15 protein-coding genes and 1 riboswitch are annotated in these 15,427 nt (G+C 45.5%); of the genes, 3 read left to right on the forward strand and 12 right to left on the reverse strand.

Annotated elements, in window-relative coordinates; translation table 11 throughout:
* Positions 1-152 precede the first annotated feature (152 nt).
* From NSQ66_RS21650 to NSQ66_RS21660, 3 genes are all read right to left on the reverse strand, one after another.
* Positions 153-470, reverse strand: a complete 318-nt coding sequence (locus tag NSQ66_RS21650; RefSeq protein ID WP_036682958.1) for a helix-turn-helix domain-containing protein — start codon at positions 468-470, stop codon at positions 153-155.
* 124 nt (positions 471-594) lie between these two features.
* Entirely contained in the window at positions 595-918 is a 324-nt protein-coding gene (locus NSQ66_RS21655) for a hypothetical protein (protein WP_036682960.1), read from the reverse strand.
* A 23-nt stretch (positions 919-941) separates the two neighbouring features.
* Positions 942-1,877: a Gfo/Idh/MocA family oxidoreductase gene (locus tag NSQ66_RS21660; protein WP_076215322.1), complete on the reverse strand. Its 936-nt coding sequence runs from the start codon at positions 1,875-1,877 to the stop codon at positions 942-944.
* Positions 1,878-2,040: 163 nt separating this feature from the next.
* Between NSQ66_RS21660 and NSQ66_RS21665 the strand changes: the two genes are divergently transcribed.
* A complete protein-coding gene (locus tag NSQ66_RS21665) occupies positions 2,041-2,658 on the forward strand; it encodes a VTT domain-containing protein (protein WP_076215325.1) in 618 nt (205 codons plus the stop codon).
* A gap of 102 nt (positions 2,659-2,760) precedes the next feature.
* Positions 2,761-3,747, forward strand: a complete 987-nt coding sequence (msrA, locus tag NSQ66_RS21670) for a peptide-methionine (S)-S-oxide reductase MsrA (RefSeq protein ID WP_339279378.1) — start codon at positions 2,761-2,763, stop codon at positions 3,745-3,747.
* A gap of 91 nt (positions 3,748-3,838) precedes the next feature.
* Here msrA and NSQ66_RS21675 read toward each other — a convergent pair whose 3' ends face one another.
* A complete protein-coding gene (locus NSQ66_RS21675; protein ID WP_076215331.1) occupies positions 3,839-4,954 on the reverse strand; it encodes a DUF4349 domain-containing protein in 1,116 nt (371 codons plus the stop codon).
* Positions 4,955-5,382: 428 nt separating this feature from the next.
* Between NSQ66_RS21675 and NSQ66_RS21680 the strand changes: the two genes are divergently transcribed.
* Complete coding sequence (locus tag NSQ66_RS21680) at positions 5,383-5,535, forward strand: DUF1540 domain-containing protein (protein WP_076098619.1); 153 nt, start codon at positions 5,383-5,385, stop codon at positions 5,533-5,535.
* A 146-nt stretch (positions 5,536-5,681) separates the two neighbouring features.
* On the opposite strand, the gene metE is transcribed toward NSQ66_RS21680, so the two are convergent.
* The 8 genes from metE to NSQ66_RS21720 all read right to left on the reverse strand — a co-directional run bounded on the left by metE (position 5,682) and on the right by NSQ66_RS21720 (position 15,093).
* A complete protein-coding gene (gene metE, locus NSQ66_RS21685; protein WP_076104363.1) occupies positions 5,682-7,985 on the reverse strand; it encodes a 5-methyltetrahydropteroyltriglutamate--homocysteine S-methyltransferase in 2,304 nt (767 codons plus the stop codon).
* Between the two features lie 154 nt (positions 7,986-8,139).
* Positions 8,140-8,346, reverse strand: a riboswitch (cobalamin riboswitch).
* Positions 8,347-8,445: 99 nt separating this feature from the next.
* Entirely contained in the window at positions 8,446-9,306 is an 861-nt protein-coding gene (locus tag NSQ66_RS21690; protein WP_036682972.1) for an undecaprenyl-diphosphate phosphatase, read from the reverse strand.
* Positions 9,307-9,356: 50 nt separating this feature from the next.
* Positions 9,357-9,980: a DedA family protein gene (locus tag NSQ66_RS21695; RefSeq protein WP_036682974.1), complete on the reverse strand. Its 624-nt coding sequence runs from the start codon at positions 9,978-9,980 to the stop codon at positions 9,357-9,359.
* 18 nt (positions 9,981-9,998) lie between these two features.
* Entirely contained in the window at positions 9,999-11,948 is a 1,950-nt protein-coding gene (locus tag NSQ66_RS21700; protein WP_076098617.1) for an FtsX-like permease family protein, read from the reverse strand.
* Positions 11,923-12,693: an ABC transporter ATP-binding protein gene (locus tag NSQ66_RS21705; RefSeq protein ID WP_036682980.1), complete on the reverse strand. Its 771-nt coding sequence runs from the start codon at positions 12,691-12,693 to the stop codon at positions 11,923-11,925. Before NSQ66_RS21705 ends, NSQ66_RS21700 begins: the two co-directional genes overlap by 26 nt.
* 85 nt (positions 12,694-12,778) lie before the next feature.
* On the reverse strand, positions 12,779-13,786 hold the full coding sequence (locus NSQ66_RS21710; RefSeq protein ID WP_036682982.1) for a sensor histidine kinase: 1,008 nt from the start codon (positions 13,784-13,786) through the stop codon (positions 12,779-12,781).
* Positions 13,783-14,484, reverse strand: a complete 702-nt coding sequence (locus NSQ66_RS21715) for a response regulator transcription factor (RefSeq protein WP_038572574.1) — start codon at positions 14,482-14,484, stop codon at positions 13,783-13,785. Before NSQ66_RS21715 ends, NSQ66_RS21710 begins: the two co-directional genes overlap by 4 nt.
* Before the next feature lie 162 nt (positions 14,485-14,646).
* A complete protein-coding gene (locus tag NSQ66_RS21720; protein ID WP_076141647.1) occupies positions 14,647-15,093 on the reverse strand; it encodes an NlpC/P60 family protein in 447 nt (148 codons plus the stop codon).
* Positions 15,094-15,427: the final 334 nt, after the last annotated feature.

Consider the following 15,427-nt stretch of genomic DNA (forward strand, 5'->3'; position numbering starts at 1 on the left):
AAACCAATATTGCAAGCGTTTCCATTCAAGGAACATACAACGTTTTTTCTATTATATTACAGATTTTTTCGATCTGTGCAAGGTTTTTATTTAAAAATTGAAAAGCCCTCCTCCGTTCTTCAGGAAAAAGGGCCAAAACACGACTTTGATTTCTACTCTACCCAGCTCTCAGCCCAAGACTGAATCTGCTGCATAACAGGCTCCAGCGCACGGCCTTTGTCTGTTAGTTCATATTCAATACGTACAGGTGTTTCCGGGTATACATGTCTAACCAGAATACCCTCACCTTCCAAATCCTTCATCCGCTCGGACAGCATCTTATCGCTCATTGAAGGAATGAGGCCGGAAATATCTTTAAACCGCTTCGGTCCACTCATCAATGTCTGAATAATAAGTCCATTCCAACGTTTGCCTAAGAAAGAGAAGGCTGTCTCAAATCTGGGACACATCGAAATTTGATGTTCTTCCATTGTTCTCACCTCTCACTAGCGAAACTTACTATTAGTTAGTATATATAATATTAACACATTTCATCCCTGATGAACATCGTTTACTAAAAAAAGTTCATCTGACATTATCATTATATCCTCGTTGTCAATCCCCTGTATGTGCTTTAGATTCCCTTTGAGCAATCGCTTCTGTCACGATTTGCGCCAAGTCATCATTTCCGAATAAGGAGAGTACGCCGAGAACTGTGTCATCGGAAATATCCCCTGCTTCCTCCGCAGAAACCGTTAGGGCAAGCGCTTTTCGCAAGGCTTCATTCCCTTCTTGCTGTGGATAAGCCTGCAAATATAAACTGTGCGGGTCGAGTCCTTGATTCACGCACCACTGGGCGAATACAAGGATCATCATCTCTTCCTCCCGCTTATAGCTTTCGATGATTTGTTCCTCCACTAATTTACGGTTGTCTTCCATATTTTACTCCTTTCTTAGAGACCTCATTCAGCAAGCTGAGCTGCCAATCTATGACTAGGCAGAACTGCTGAAGCAGCAATACTGCATAACTCTGGTGTATTTATATTGTTCAGGAAATGATCTACCACTCCACCGAAACCTCTTCTATCCAGCACCGTATCCCAGCTTCCAAAGCTCTGGGTCCGTGGCAAAGCATTTTTTTCATATAGGATGGCTTGGTCCAGATCTGCCACTTCCACCGAACGGCCATTACCGTGCAGCTCCAGCTTCTCCAAATCAACACCAGCCTCACGAACCATGCTATACATCCCCACTGAGCCTTGCTCCCAACCCAGCATTCCAGATGCCTGGACAAGTCGCCCCTCTCCATTGGATTGAAGATTACTGCGAAGCAGCTCATACTGATCTCCACATAACCATAACAGCAGATCAAGCATATGAATCAAGTCGTCATGTACAGTCTCACGGCTGCTGCCTAATTGCAGCTTCGTGCGATGTTTAATCGCGTGGCAATGGCTAATGCCTCCAGCTTCCTCGAGCCAACTCTTGGCGGTGACATACATTGGGGCAAAACGCCGATTAAAGCCCACTCCTAGCAGCAGCCCTTTATTTTCTGCCAGCTCTGCCATCCTTATGGATTCTTCCAGATCATAGGACAGCGGCTTATCTACATACACCGAAATCCCCTGTTCGAGACATTTTGTTACTATATCATAATGGGTCGTCGTTGGGCTATGCACAAATACTGCATCCAGATCCCAAGACAACAGCTCGTCCAAATTTGTCGTACCTTTAGGAAAGCGATAGGCATTAACAGCTTGCTCTACTGTTGTGGACGAGTGACTGAGAACCCCCACTACCTCAACTTGTCCATGCTGAGAGAGCAGTGGCAAATATACTTTGCGGGCGATATTGCCAATCCCGATGATGGCGACTCTTTTGCGTACAGAAACGATCACTGATCTAACTCCCCTCTTTATAATTCAAGAATTTATCTCTCTCTTTGTTCTCTATAAATGCTATTATACCTGCTTGGCGTTCGCCGACAATGATCTTCACTTCAATATTTACTTTTTATCCCGTATGATGAGATGAATGAGTGGAAGAAAGGGTATATTAGCTATGAGAAAATGGTTCTCGATTATTCTTTATGTTTCGGGCACAATCCTTGCGTTTATCTACAGATATGACATCCTTAGCTGGATGAAAGAGGATCATAATCTTTTTGGCTCTATAGGGATCGCAACTTTACTGGCTCTCTTTCCAGTTGTACCGTACAAAGCGGTCATCGGATTTTTTGGTTATGCATGCGGAAGTTTGGCTGGTGCTTTAATTTGCTGGGTAGCTACAACCCTTGCTGCCGCATTCCTTTTCGGCGTAGTGAAGTTCTTATTTCAAGATCAAGCGAGAGCTTATCTGACTTCTATTCCCCTACTTGAAAAATTCACAAAAGGCATAGAACGGCGGCCCTTTGCTTCTATTGTCTTAGCACGTCTCTTGCCGATTATCCCGCAGACCGCAGTTAACATCTATGCCGGAGCAGCCGGGCTGCCCTTCTGGAGTTATCTAGCTGCCTCAGCTATTGGAAAAATCCCAGGCATCGCCTTGTATGCCTTCCTTGGGGATCAACTGTTCCAGAACCCTGGAAATGCGATTATAGCCATCGTTGTTTATGCCATTGTGCTTATTATAGCCGGACTAAGCTTTCGTTACAGTTCACAGGAAGTAAAAAAACACTAGGTAACAGAGAGCTTATTTGGCGGAAGCTGGCAGGCTGTGGTTATTTGCTTTATAATTAGATTGTGATCTATTTAATTGCATTACATGAATGGAGGGATATTAATGAGTGAACATCAGACTAACCATATAAATTCCAAGGCGGAAAAAGCAACCTTTGCAGGTGGATGCTTCTGGTGCATGGTCTCGCCGTTCGAGGAATTGCCAGGCATTATTAGTGTCGTCTCCGGCTATACTGGCGGGCATACAGTGAATCCTACCTATGAAGAGGTATGCTCCGAAACCACAGGACATGTTGAAGCGGTACAAATTACGTTCAACCCAGAAATTTTCCCTTATAGCAAGCTGCTTGAGTTATTCTGGCAGCAAATTGACCCAACCGATGCGGGTGGACAATTCCATGATCGCGGCACCTCTTACGGAACGGCTATCTTCACCCATTCTGAAGAGCAAAAGCAACAAGCAGAGGCTTCCAAGGCAGCTTTGCAAGAAAGCGGACGATTCGCTAACCCGATTGTTACCCCGATCCTCCCGGCAGCAACCTTCTATCCTGCCGAAGAATATCATCAGGGCTACCATCGTAAGAACCCGGGCCACTACAAACGTTACCGTAAGGGTTCCGGCCGAGAGGATTTTATCGAAACCCACTGGACACATAAAGAAGAGAAACTAAGCTTGAAAGAACGTCTGACGCCACTTCAATATGAAGTCACTCAGAATAGCGCTACAGAGTCACCTTTCCGAAATGATTTTTGGGATCACCACGGAGAAGGCATTTATGTAGATATCGTATCTGGTGAAGCATTATTCAGTTCGCAGGATAAATACGATTCCGGTTGTGGCTGGCCCAGCTTTACACGTCCAATCCGCGATTACGTCGTGAAGGAAAAGACGGACCTCAGCCATTTGATGGTTCGCACAGAAGTGCGCAGCAAAGTAGCAGATTCCCATCTAGGTCATGTCTTCGACGATGGTCCAGGGGAAAACGGCCTGCGCTACTGCATTAATTCAGCGGCACTGCGATTTATACCGAAAGAGGATCTGGAGAAAGAGGGCTATGGCGAGTATCGTGTACTCTTCCAGCATGCCTAATCTTCGATAACGTGCGAAACTGTACTGTCTTATAGAAAAGCCTCCAATTCACGGTATACCATGAATTGGAGGCTTTTTAATTCATAGGAGCTTATTCTTTATTCTCGTCCTCGTTCGCTTTCTTATCCTTTATTGAGGTTTTCACCTTTGGCTCTGCTGGTGCAGGGAGTACCTCCTTGTTCAGCTCCCGATTTCCCTGCCGTATCCGCTGGGTCTGCTGCTCCCGTCGTACGCGGATATTTTTGCGGGCAAACCAAACGATGGCTAAAATAATGCCCACACCGATTAGAATCGGCAATGCGCCTGCAAGAATTACAAAAATCCACTGAAACATAACAGATAGTGCGTTCAGGCTTCCTTTTAAAGCATCTGATGCGCGTTCCAGCAATGGACCTTGCTCTGCCTTTTCCTTCACAGCTAAGCTCTCATCCGTCTGGTACACTCTAAGCTCTACCGTTGAAAAGGATACGTTCTGATCTATATATCGCATTCTGCCTTTGATCTGCTCAATCGTTTCTTGAATCGAACCAAGCTCGTTTGCAAAGGCGACCAGATCACTTGATTTCGTTGCTTTTTTCATAAACTCAGTATATTGAGCTTCCATTAACTGCTTTGCCTTCAGACGCGACTCTAGATCAACATACTCCTCCGAGACATCCTGACCTTGAATGCTGCGCTGTAGCGATTCGTGTTTTACTTTTTCCAAATTATTCAGAAAAGGAGAGAATCCGGAGGCTGGCACCTTAAGGATAAACGTCCCCCCTTGCTCATATTGCGACATGTTCTCGTTAAACTCTATAATATATCCTTTAGCCATCGTTACCATGTTTCGAATTTCAGTCTGAGCTTTACCGTAGTCTTCTACTTCCATAGTCAGATTGGCATGATAGATAAGCTTCTTGTTCAATCCTTCCACGACATCACTGCCCGTGAATCCCGCGTTTGCTTGATCCGTGTTCTCTGGTGTCAAACCTTTTTCAACTGGGGCTTCGTTGCCTCCCGCTGCTGTCTCAGCCTCTGCTGAGGTGTTCTTATCCGCTAATGTAGCTTTTGAAGATTGCTCAGTGGTTGCTGCAGCAGAATTACTCGTATTTCCGCCGTCACTAGCTAATTTGTCAGCTGCCGAATTGTTATCACCCGAGCCACAACCTGCCAATACCACCGCAAGAATTAATAAACATAAGTAATGCAGACCCCATTTGCGCATTCTCATTCCTCCAAAAATGTAGTGGTAATCCCTAGCATTGTAACGTTACGGAATGTCATGTTCTATACAGATCTCTTCCGTCTCTCATTTCTTTGACGCCCCAAAACTTGGAAGGTTGCACTGGAATATGGAATTTCGGTAAATTTCTTTTGGTTTTTCATGTTGAAATACACAAAAAGCCGCATTTCTGCGGCTCTTATTGGACATATTTTTTATGTGGGAGGGGTCCTGAAAGTTAAAGAACTCATTTGCTTACAAACTCATTATTTGGTACAATTACCACGTCTAACCTAGTAAAAAAATCCAAATACCCTCTATTCATAATGAATGAGGGCGTGACACGGCTTTGCTGAGACAAGCTCCACCTTGCTGAACAGAGCCGTTCTTTGAATGATACTGTCAATTACTAAAAGGGGAGGTGAACCCTCATGGCAAAAGACGTAGTTTGTGAAGTTAACTCCTGCACCCACTGGGCAGAAGAGAACAAATGCAGCGCTGAATCGATCTTCGTAGCTTTCCACAGCTCCCAAGAACCAAAACGCGCAGAAGAAACAGATTGCAAAACTTTCGAAAGTAAATAAGTAAATGCCTAAAGGGACCCTCCACGGTTCCTTCTTTTTCTTTTTCATTCTAACAAGATTGAGAATTATTATCAAGTAGCTGATTACAAAAAAATAATTGAACTAAAAAGCCAGGGTAAATTACCCTGGCTCTAATTTATTTAAGTCTATTTAGAAGCAATAACCCCTGTCTTTTCCCTCGCAATAGCAGCAGCTCTTACCATGTTACGTAGTGCATCCTCTGTCTCCTGCCAGCCACGCGTTTTCAGACCGCAATCCGGATTAATCCAGAACTGTTCAGGGTCAAGCACCCGCAGCGCACGATCGATATTCGCAGTCATTTCTTCGACAGCTGGAACCCGCGGGCTATGGATGTCGTACACTCCAAGACCGATTCCTTTATCATAGGCTTGCTCCTCAAAGCTGATAATCAGCTCACCATGGCTACGTGAAGTCTCAATGGAGATTACATCAGCATCCATAGCCGATATTGAATCGATCATGTCATTAAATTCGCTGTAGCACATATGCGTATGAATTTGTGTCGTAGCCTTCACATGGTTCGTGGCAACACGGAACGACTTCACTGCCCAGTTCAGGTAATGCTCACGGTCTTCTGCCTTTAGCGGAAGTCCTTCACGAATAGCCGGCTCATCCACTTGAATCATTTCGATGCCTGCATCTTCCAACGCTTTTACTTCATGGCGAAGGGCAAGAGCAATTTGATTGGCTACCTCTTCCCGGCTGAGATCATCACGTACAAATGACCAATTGAGGATAGTAACAGGGCCCGTCAACATTCCTTTAACCGGAAGCTTCGTCAACGATTGTGCATAGACGCTTTCTTTAACAGTCATAGGCTGTATAAATGCAATATCCGCGTAGATCACCGGCGGCTTAACGCAACGGGAACCGTAGGATTGAACCCAGCCATTACTAGTAAACAAGTATCCATCCAGCTTTTCTCCGAAAAACTCCACCATATCTGTACGCTCGAACTCGCCGTGGACCAGAACATCCAGACCTAGCTTTTCTTGGAAGGTAATTGCATCCGCGATCTGCTCACGAACAAATCCATCATAACGCTCCTGATTCCAGACCCCTTTACGCCATTTCAATCTCGCCTGGCGCACTTCGACTGTCTGCGGAAAGCTACCAATTGTAGTGGTTGGCAGAAGTGGAAGCTGCCATTTCTCTTGCTGCACCTTTAAGCGCTCAGCAAAAGGCAGACTGCGTTGGTCTGGTAGAGCTGCAAGTGCAAGCACTTGCTCCGCCACATCCTTACGGCCACGCTCAGGTAGTGCGCGGAACGCTGCAATAGCTTCACGACTAGCGGCCAGCGCTGCTTGAGAAGCTTCTCCTTTATCTGCGACGGCTGCTCCGAGCAGACTAAGCTCTTTAAGCTTCTCATCGGCAAAGGCTAACGCATTCTTAACTGTCGCCTTCAGCTTCACTTCACCTTGAACGGTGACTGGGACATGCAGCAGACTGCAAGAAGGCTGAAGAATAAGACGATCAAGCGGTACATGAACGCTGAGCTTTTCTACCAGTTGCAGCTTGGCGTCTAAATCGGAACGCCAAATGTTCCGTCCATCAATAATTCCGGCACCCAGCCATTTGTCCTTCGGCCAGCCAAGACGTTCGATGGAAGCCAGATTCGTTCCACCATCGTGCACAAAGTCAAGACCCAAGCCTTGAACAGGCAGCTCTAGCAGTGCCTCCAGCGGCTCAGCAGCTTCAAAATACGTCTGTAAAATAATATTCAAGCCCGGCACGGAGCCGGCAATGTCTGTGTATATCGAGTTAAGCAGTGTTAATTCTTCTTTACTTATGCCTGTAACAATCGCTGGCTCATCGATTTGTACCCAGCTTACCCCTTCTTGCTTCAGTTCCTGTAGCAGTTGAACATAGACTGGAACAAAACGTGCAGCAATCTTGGCGATATCTGCCGCTGCGTAACCTTTGGACAGCTTAAGGAAGGTATACAGACCTAAAAGTACCGGTTTACCTTCAATCCCTGCCTGCGATTTAGCAAAACGATAAGCCGCTAGAGGTTTGTTTTCAGTCAGGCGTGGTGTTTGTGTGCCGATCTCTGGAACGATATAGTGATAGTTCGTATTGAACCATTTGGTCATCTCGCAGGCAGTAGCCTCAGCATTACCACGGGCCATTGCAAAATAAAGATCAAGCCCGATGTCGCCGCCATCATACGCATACCGTGGAGGTACGATTCCAAACATAACAGCCGCATCCAACACATGATCATAAAATGTAAAATCATTTACCGGAATAAGCTCAATTCCTGCTTCTTGCTGGGTCTTCAAATGCTGCAGCTGGATTGCTGCCATTTCGGAGCGGAATTGCTCCTCATTTATTTTCCCCTGCCAGAATGCCTCCAGTGCCTTTTTCCATTCGCGGTTCTTTCCGATTCTCGGATATCCAAGATTGCTTACTTTTACCTTATTCGTCATTTCGATACACTCCCTCTTCAATCTCTTATTTCAAACTCCAAAACTACTTGCTTTCCTATAAAAAAGAGCGCCCTTCCCTAAAAAAGTCAAAGGGAAAGACGCCCATGATATACCCATGGTTAACGTCTAACACCTCCCTATCTTCCGTAGGTGAAGCAGTGCTGTTGAAACAGGCAGGTCTCCTGGCTAGCGGCGTCAACATCTTGAGCAGTCTTCCCAGCAGTAGTAAATTGCCAGTGACCTCTGTTGCTCGAGATTCTTCCGTTACAGTGGCGGGACCGCATCGGCTTCGAACCGAATTTCCCTATTAAGCCTACCGAATTACTATTTTCCGGTCAGCACCTGTCTCCGATATCATTCATCATTTGAGTGTCTTAATCTGATGTCATCATACGTGAAAGCCCCAGCAATCTGCAATAGATTACTGGGGCTTCTGTTATATCGATTCCTTATAACGGACTTAGAAAAATACGAAATATACTACAGCAGCAAGAATTATACGGTATATAGCAAACGGTAAGAGCTTGATACGATTGATCAGTTTTAAGAAGAAACGCATCGATAACAGCGCAAATAGGAAGGCACTAATAAAGCCTGCAATAAAAAACGGCAGCGCGTCCATGGTGAAATATTGCCAGTTCTTCATCAGTGACAACAGACTGGCACCTGCCATGATGGGTACTGCCATAATAAACGTAAAATCAGCAGCGGCACGATGGCTCATCCCGAGGATTACGCCACCAGAAATCGTCGAGCCCGAGCGTGAAAATCCAGGCCATAACGAAAAACACTGTACAAGACCTACACCAAGTGCCTGTTTGTATGTAATCTGATCTACACTCTCAGTTCTGATCTTCTTCGGCCCAAACAGATCCGCAATAATCATTAATATAGCCCCGATCACTAGACCAATTAACACCGTTGAGGTAGAGAATAAATGCTCATCAATATAATCATTAAACAGAACACCTAACACACCTGCAGGCACTAACCCTACCAGAACCTGTGTCAGCTTGAGGTGCCCGCCCTGCTCTAACTGCGGTAGCTTCTCTGTTACAGGATCCAACTGCTTACGGCTGAAACGCCTTAAGCCCAACAGATCAATGAATCGATTTCTAAAAATCACAACAACCGCTAATATAGAACCCAGTTGAATAACTATTTTGAAGGTATTTGCCGTATATTGTCCAAATAACTCCTGTGATTTCAGCCACATATCATCAACAATAATCATATGACCCGTGGAGGATACTGGAGCAAATTCGGTTAAACCTTCAACAAGCCCCAAAATAATGGCTTTAATAATCGTTAATAGCTCCATGTGTTTCCCTCCTTTTTAATAGTCATTTCTATTATCAGTCCTCCACCCGCTTAGCCCTCAGTGTTCATTCTCCGGCTGCGTTTGCGGAAGTACAGAAACCCAAGAATAACTAATCCGCCAGCAATTAGTACATAGACCACATTGGAGTACACATCCATGTACATGGCAATGTCTTCCCAGGATTCGCCCAAAGCCGCGCCAATAAGCACAAGCAGCAAATTCCATCCCAATGTGCCAATCGTTGTGAAGATCATAAATACTCCAAATTTCATACCTGACATTCCCGCCGGAATCGAAATCAGACTGCGGACCAGAGGAACCATCCGACAAAACAATACAGTCCAATAGCCATATTTATCAAACCAGGCGTCAGCCTTGTGGATATCTTTTTTAGTGACGCGAATTAGGCCCCCCCAGCGTTCAACCAGTTTCTCTAACCGGCTCACATCCAATAATCGGCCAATATAATAGAGAATTACTGCACCCAGTAGTGATCCAGCAGTGGCAGCAATGATTACACCAGGGATCGTTAAGCTCGTCGTAGTGGTCATAAATCCTCCAAAGGGCAGGATCACTTCTGAAGGAATTGGTGGAAATATATTTTCAAAGGCCAGCATCAGAAAAATACCGAAGTAACCAAACTGCTCCATAAAATCTGTAATCCATGCTTGCATTCTTGTTACCCCCATTTCTCATATCAAGTTCTTCTTCAGGTTGCGTAAATAGCGGCTGCGAATAAAAAAGAAGTATAGTCCTTGAACAGCCAAATATCCGAGTAACACCGCGCCTGTCTCCGTTGCGATAGATAAGTAGAACAACCGTTGAAGCGCAATAAAGGCAAACACACTGTGTAAAATAGCTATTCCGACCGGCACAAAAAACAATAGAGCGAGCTGAATTGTGACTATTCGATTGAGTTCTTTATCCGTAAGCCCCATCTTGGACAAAGTGGAATATTGATTGCGATCATGATCAAGATCGGTATATAACCGGAAGTAAAGAAAGCTGCCTGCCGCGATAAAAAAGACAGTACCCACCAGCAATGAAGCAAAAAGCATTGTGTTATACAATGTTTTCTGAAGCTCAAACAGCGTGCCGCTGATCACAATCGCATACGGAGAATCACTTTCATAGGACTGTTTGCCTTTATGGGCAAGATCATCTGCGATACCTACCGTCTGTGGAAAATCCTCTACATAAAAACCTGTATAAAGATCCGTCTGCACGGGATCAATAGCGCTGTAGAGCTCATCACTGATCACGACACCACTAAAATCCCCGCCATCTCTACCATCCAGCTCCGGCAATAAATATTCAGCAATGGGGACTTGCGCGGTATAACCTATTTCTTTAATGGCAAGTCCTTGCTGCAAGGAATAGACCGCTTTTACTCTGCCTTCTGTTAAACTGCGATCCCGCTGTGAACCAATCATCACCAGACCTTCGTTGCCCACCAGAGCACGCTCAGCCGTTGTGAAACCTGCACGCTGCAGGGCGAGATTATAATCACTAAAAGCAATCAAGGGAAGGCGTAAAGTGCGATCGGGTCCAGTCTGAGCTTCGACCTCAGCATATTTAATCGGGATACTAAGCGCTTCATAAGGGAGTCCGTGCGTCTTGAGCTCTTCCTTAATTTCGTTCAGATGCTGATCAAAGGGTTCATCCGCCTGATTTCCTTTAGCTACATAACCCACTGCTGCAGGATAATCCAATTTCAGCTCTCTGGAAAGTGTATGTATCGATGCAAATACCCCTACTGAAGTGAAGGAGACTGCGGATACAATCGTCACCATAAAAAACATTCGGCCATTCTCTTTCCAGCGGTAGGACAAGCCCGATAAAGTGATGATATTCGTACGATGCCAATACAAGCGCCGAATGTCCTTAAGCAGCTTAACCACACAAATACTTAGCTGGGTATAAAAGAGATACGTCCCGATAACCGTAATTGCAACGACCGGAAACATGACTTTCTCTACGGAAGCAGCTTTTGCAGTAGCCGCCAAATAATAACCACTAATCAGCAATACAGCAGTAATAATAGATAATACAAAGGATACTTTGGGTTCTTCTTCTGCCTTACGCTCTCCCTGAAACAGACGCATCAGTGACTCATTGCCGATAAAAACAAAGGTGCAAAGCGATATCAGAAAAAACAATAACACGAAGCTGCAGATCGTAAGCACAAGTGCCTGCCATGGGAGATGAAAGGTTAACAGGGGAATTCCCAAAAAAGTGGATCCGATCATCAGAAATAATTTGCCCAGAAGTAACCCGAGAAGGGTACCCGTCAGGATGGCAGAGGTGCCGATCATCATATTTTCCAGAAAAACCATGGTGTTTAGCTGTCTCTTCGTCATTCCATGCATCAATAAAATTCCGAACTCCATCTTCCGCGACTGCAGGAAGGATCCAACGGATACGAGCACGAACAAAGAACAAAAGACATAAATAATTGCCTCTGCCACCATCATCGTATGAGCCGCCGTACTATAAATTAAGCTCTTTGAAATATCCGGATGGTAAATAAACAAAGCGCACACGAAAAAGATCATCACCGAAAAAGCACTGACGACAAAATAAGCGGCATATTTGCGTTTATTACGTGTTACATTCCTATAAGCGAATTGCCGAAAGGTCATGGCTGGTTCCCCCAAGCAGAGACAACATATCAATAATACTTTGGAAGAAAGCGCCTCTATTACTGCCTTTGTACATTTCACTATAGAAACGTCCGTCTTTAATAAAGATGACCCGGTTGCAAAAGCTTGCAGCCACTGCGTCATGCGTGACCATCAGCACCGTAGCTCCTTCTTCCTTATTCACCTCTGTCAACATATTCATGACTTCCCCTGAGGCTTTGGAATCCAGATTGCCTGTGGGCTCATCCGCCAAAATTAACGCTGGACGATGAATCATCGCCCGGGCGATAGCCGCCCGCTGCATTTGTCCGCCTGAGACCTCATACGTGCGCTTCTTCAGTAAATGTTCGATACCAAGCAAGGTAGTGACCTCTTTTAGCCTGCTCTCCATCTCTGGGACACGGGCACCTGCAAGCGTTAAAGGTAATACGATGTTCTCCTCTACAGTGAGCGTATCCAGTAGATTAAAATGCTGAAAGACGAAGCCTAGCTCATGACGGCGAAAAAGTGCCTTTTCTTTTCTGCTAAGCAGATTAGGATCTCGGCCGTTGATCAGAATCTGACCGGAGGTCGGTTGGTCGATGGTGGCAATCGTGTTGAGCAGCGTTGTTTTCCCGCTCCCTGATGGGCCCATTATGCCAACGAACTCCCCCTTTTCTACAGAAAAGCGGATATGATTCAGCGCCTGAGTGGACACTTTACCCTCATATATTTTTGATAAATTATGAACATCTAGAATGGGCAAGTGTTACCTCTCCTTCTTTCGACTGGATTGCCTTCATTATACAAAGTGTACACATGGGCTGCTATTTCTGAAACTTACAATGCCCTTACACATTTGTAAGGTTTGTTATATGCTGCTCCCTAAATACAATCCGCACGGTGGTCCCGCTTCCTTCTTCGGAACGGATACTCACCTCATGTCCAAGCTTGCCGCAGATCTGCTTCACGAGATATAAACCCATCCCCGTAGATTCCTGGAAGGTTCGTCCATTCACCCCGGTAAAATATGCATCGAACACGCGCGGCAGATCTCCTGCTGGTATGCCCACTCCTTCATCCCGGATCTCAAGCACAGTCTGCTTATCTTCCGTGACCATCCCTTGAAAAAAAACATGTTTGCCCTCTTCAGTCGTATAACGTACAGCGTTCGTAATCAGCTGCGTAAGGACAAAAGTGAGCCATTTTTCATCCGTAGTTACGGTAATCTGCTCATCTATTTGTATAGCTGGAAAAACTCTTTTTCGAATAAAAAGCCGCTTCTGCTCAGAGGTCACACCACGTACGATGGTCTCCAAATTCAGCCGTTCCACATAGAAATCGTGTTCAAAAGTATCCAGACGGGCCGTATAAAGCACGGTATCCAGTCCTTTTTTCAGACGATCCAGTTCATCACCAATTGCCGTAAAAGGAGGGCCATCCTTATCCTGAATGATCAGATGAATGACAGACAACGGCGTCTTCATGCCATGTACCCATTGATTAATAAAGTGAATATGTTCTTCTAATTTGTGGCGGTAGCTGTGCAAATCATTTTTGTAGAGGCGGAATTGCGACCCCAGTAAACCTCGCAAGCTTACGGCTAGCGGAGAATCCTGTGCAGGGCCACCTGCCTCATCGAGAGAGGAGGGCGTTGTCTCCAAACGTTCGTAGAACGTGCGATTGGTGACATAACGGTAAGCGAGGTAGCCAATCAGTAGACAAGTGCTGAGCAGCGCGGCATATAAACTTACATTCAGACCGCTGCCTCCATCCAGCCGATACACTAATGTGATCAGGACTAGCTGGGCTAGATAAACCACGATCAGGGGGAACTGTTCCCTTAAAAACAACTTCATTCCTCATCCCCCCAATTCGGAATCAAACGGTAGCCTTGACCGCGCACGGTTTGTAGTCCATCTGTGATAGCGAGAGCAGCAAGTTTTTTGCGTACACGGGTAACATATACATTTAATGTATTTTCATCCACGAAGGCTTGATCATCCCAGATTTTTTCGAGCAGCCTGTCCCGGGTAACGATGACTCCGGACTTTTGCATCAGCTCATCTAGTATTTTGGCTTCCGTGTGGCTTAAGTCCACTTTAGCTTCGCCTCGGGTAAGGATTAGCCGCTCTACATCCAGCGTCATTCCCGCAACGTTCAGTGTGCGTTCATTATTCCCTCCGGCATAGGTGCCGTAGGCGCGCCGCAGCTGACTTTTGATTTTGGCCATCGCGATTTCGTAATCAAAAGGCTTAGTGATATAATCGTCGGCTCCATTTTCCAGCGCCATTACTTGGTCCATTTTGCCATCGCGGGCAGATATAAAAAGAATAGGGCAGGTTGAAATTCCGCGAATTTGGCGGCACCAATAATAACCATCGTATTTTGGTAAATTAACATCAAGAAGCACCAGATGTGGCGTGAACGCTTCAAACTGAGTGCGGACCCGCTCAAAATCACTCACCGCCTGCGTTTCATATCCAAACTTATGTAAATAATCCTGCAGCAAAGCCACAAGTCCACGGTCATCTTCTATAATAAATATTTTAAACATATCATACCTCCGGTCCAGCCTTAACAATATAAGGGGGTCTGCCAAATAATATATACACCGTGCATAGGGTTAGTCAAATCAGAAGGAAGAAAAAAGAACCCATGAAGCACCTATTTACGGCACCTTCTAGGTTCTTGGATAAGTTAGGTTTGAGGATATCAACTAGTCCCATTGTTTCTTCTGAATCCCGGCAAGAACTCGCTCTACAGGTGCCCAGCCGATAAGTTCTGGTTGGCTCCAGCCTGGAGCAGCTTGCAGATGGCAAATTTCCATGTAGTGATCTATCCTTACTTTATCCCAGGCATGAATGGCCTCGCCATTCCCAAGGGCCAAAGCTACATGCCCCCAATCCTTAAGCTCACCGTCCACCAAACCTGAGCAAGCATAAAAAACAAACGCGCCAGCTGGCGGAGCCCCGGTGTTCTTGTGCGCATCGTACAGCTCAGCGGATTCACGTGCATCGCTGCCTCCCCACATTTCGATCCCATTGCTTCTTTCATATGCATCTTCAACAAAAGCAAGACAACGCAGCGGATACTCCTGCGACCCCATCCGCTCTTTAGCCCAACTAATAGCATTCCCAATTTCCTTGCCAAATTCCACGTCCATTACCAATATACATTCCTCCAAAGTACGATTTAGTGTTGAACACATCATACCTGAACCAGCTACTCATGAACTGGTATTATATAGTTATTAATTAAACTATCCCAATCCTACCTGAGTGGTCATCTACTTCGGCCAACCATTACTTACAAAAACATAAAAAACCGTAAATGAGCATAGCCCATTACGGCTTTAACAAACTATAAATTGGTTTAAGAATACAGTAGTGGTGGTGGCAGCGGTGGCAGCATAGATAGCGGTGGCAGCGATAACGGTAGTGGAGGACAATTTAGAGTTGATATTGCAGACGCCGAACGGTGATATCCCATCGAACATA

Origin of the sequence: Paenibacillus sp. FSL H3-0329 (assembly GCF_037963285.1) — a bacterium.
Taxonomy (GTDB): Bacteria; Bacillota; Bacilli; order Paenibacillales; family Paenibacillaceae; genus Paenibacillus_AQ; species Paenibacillus_AQ odorifer.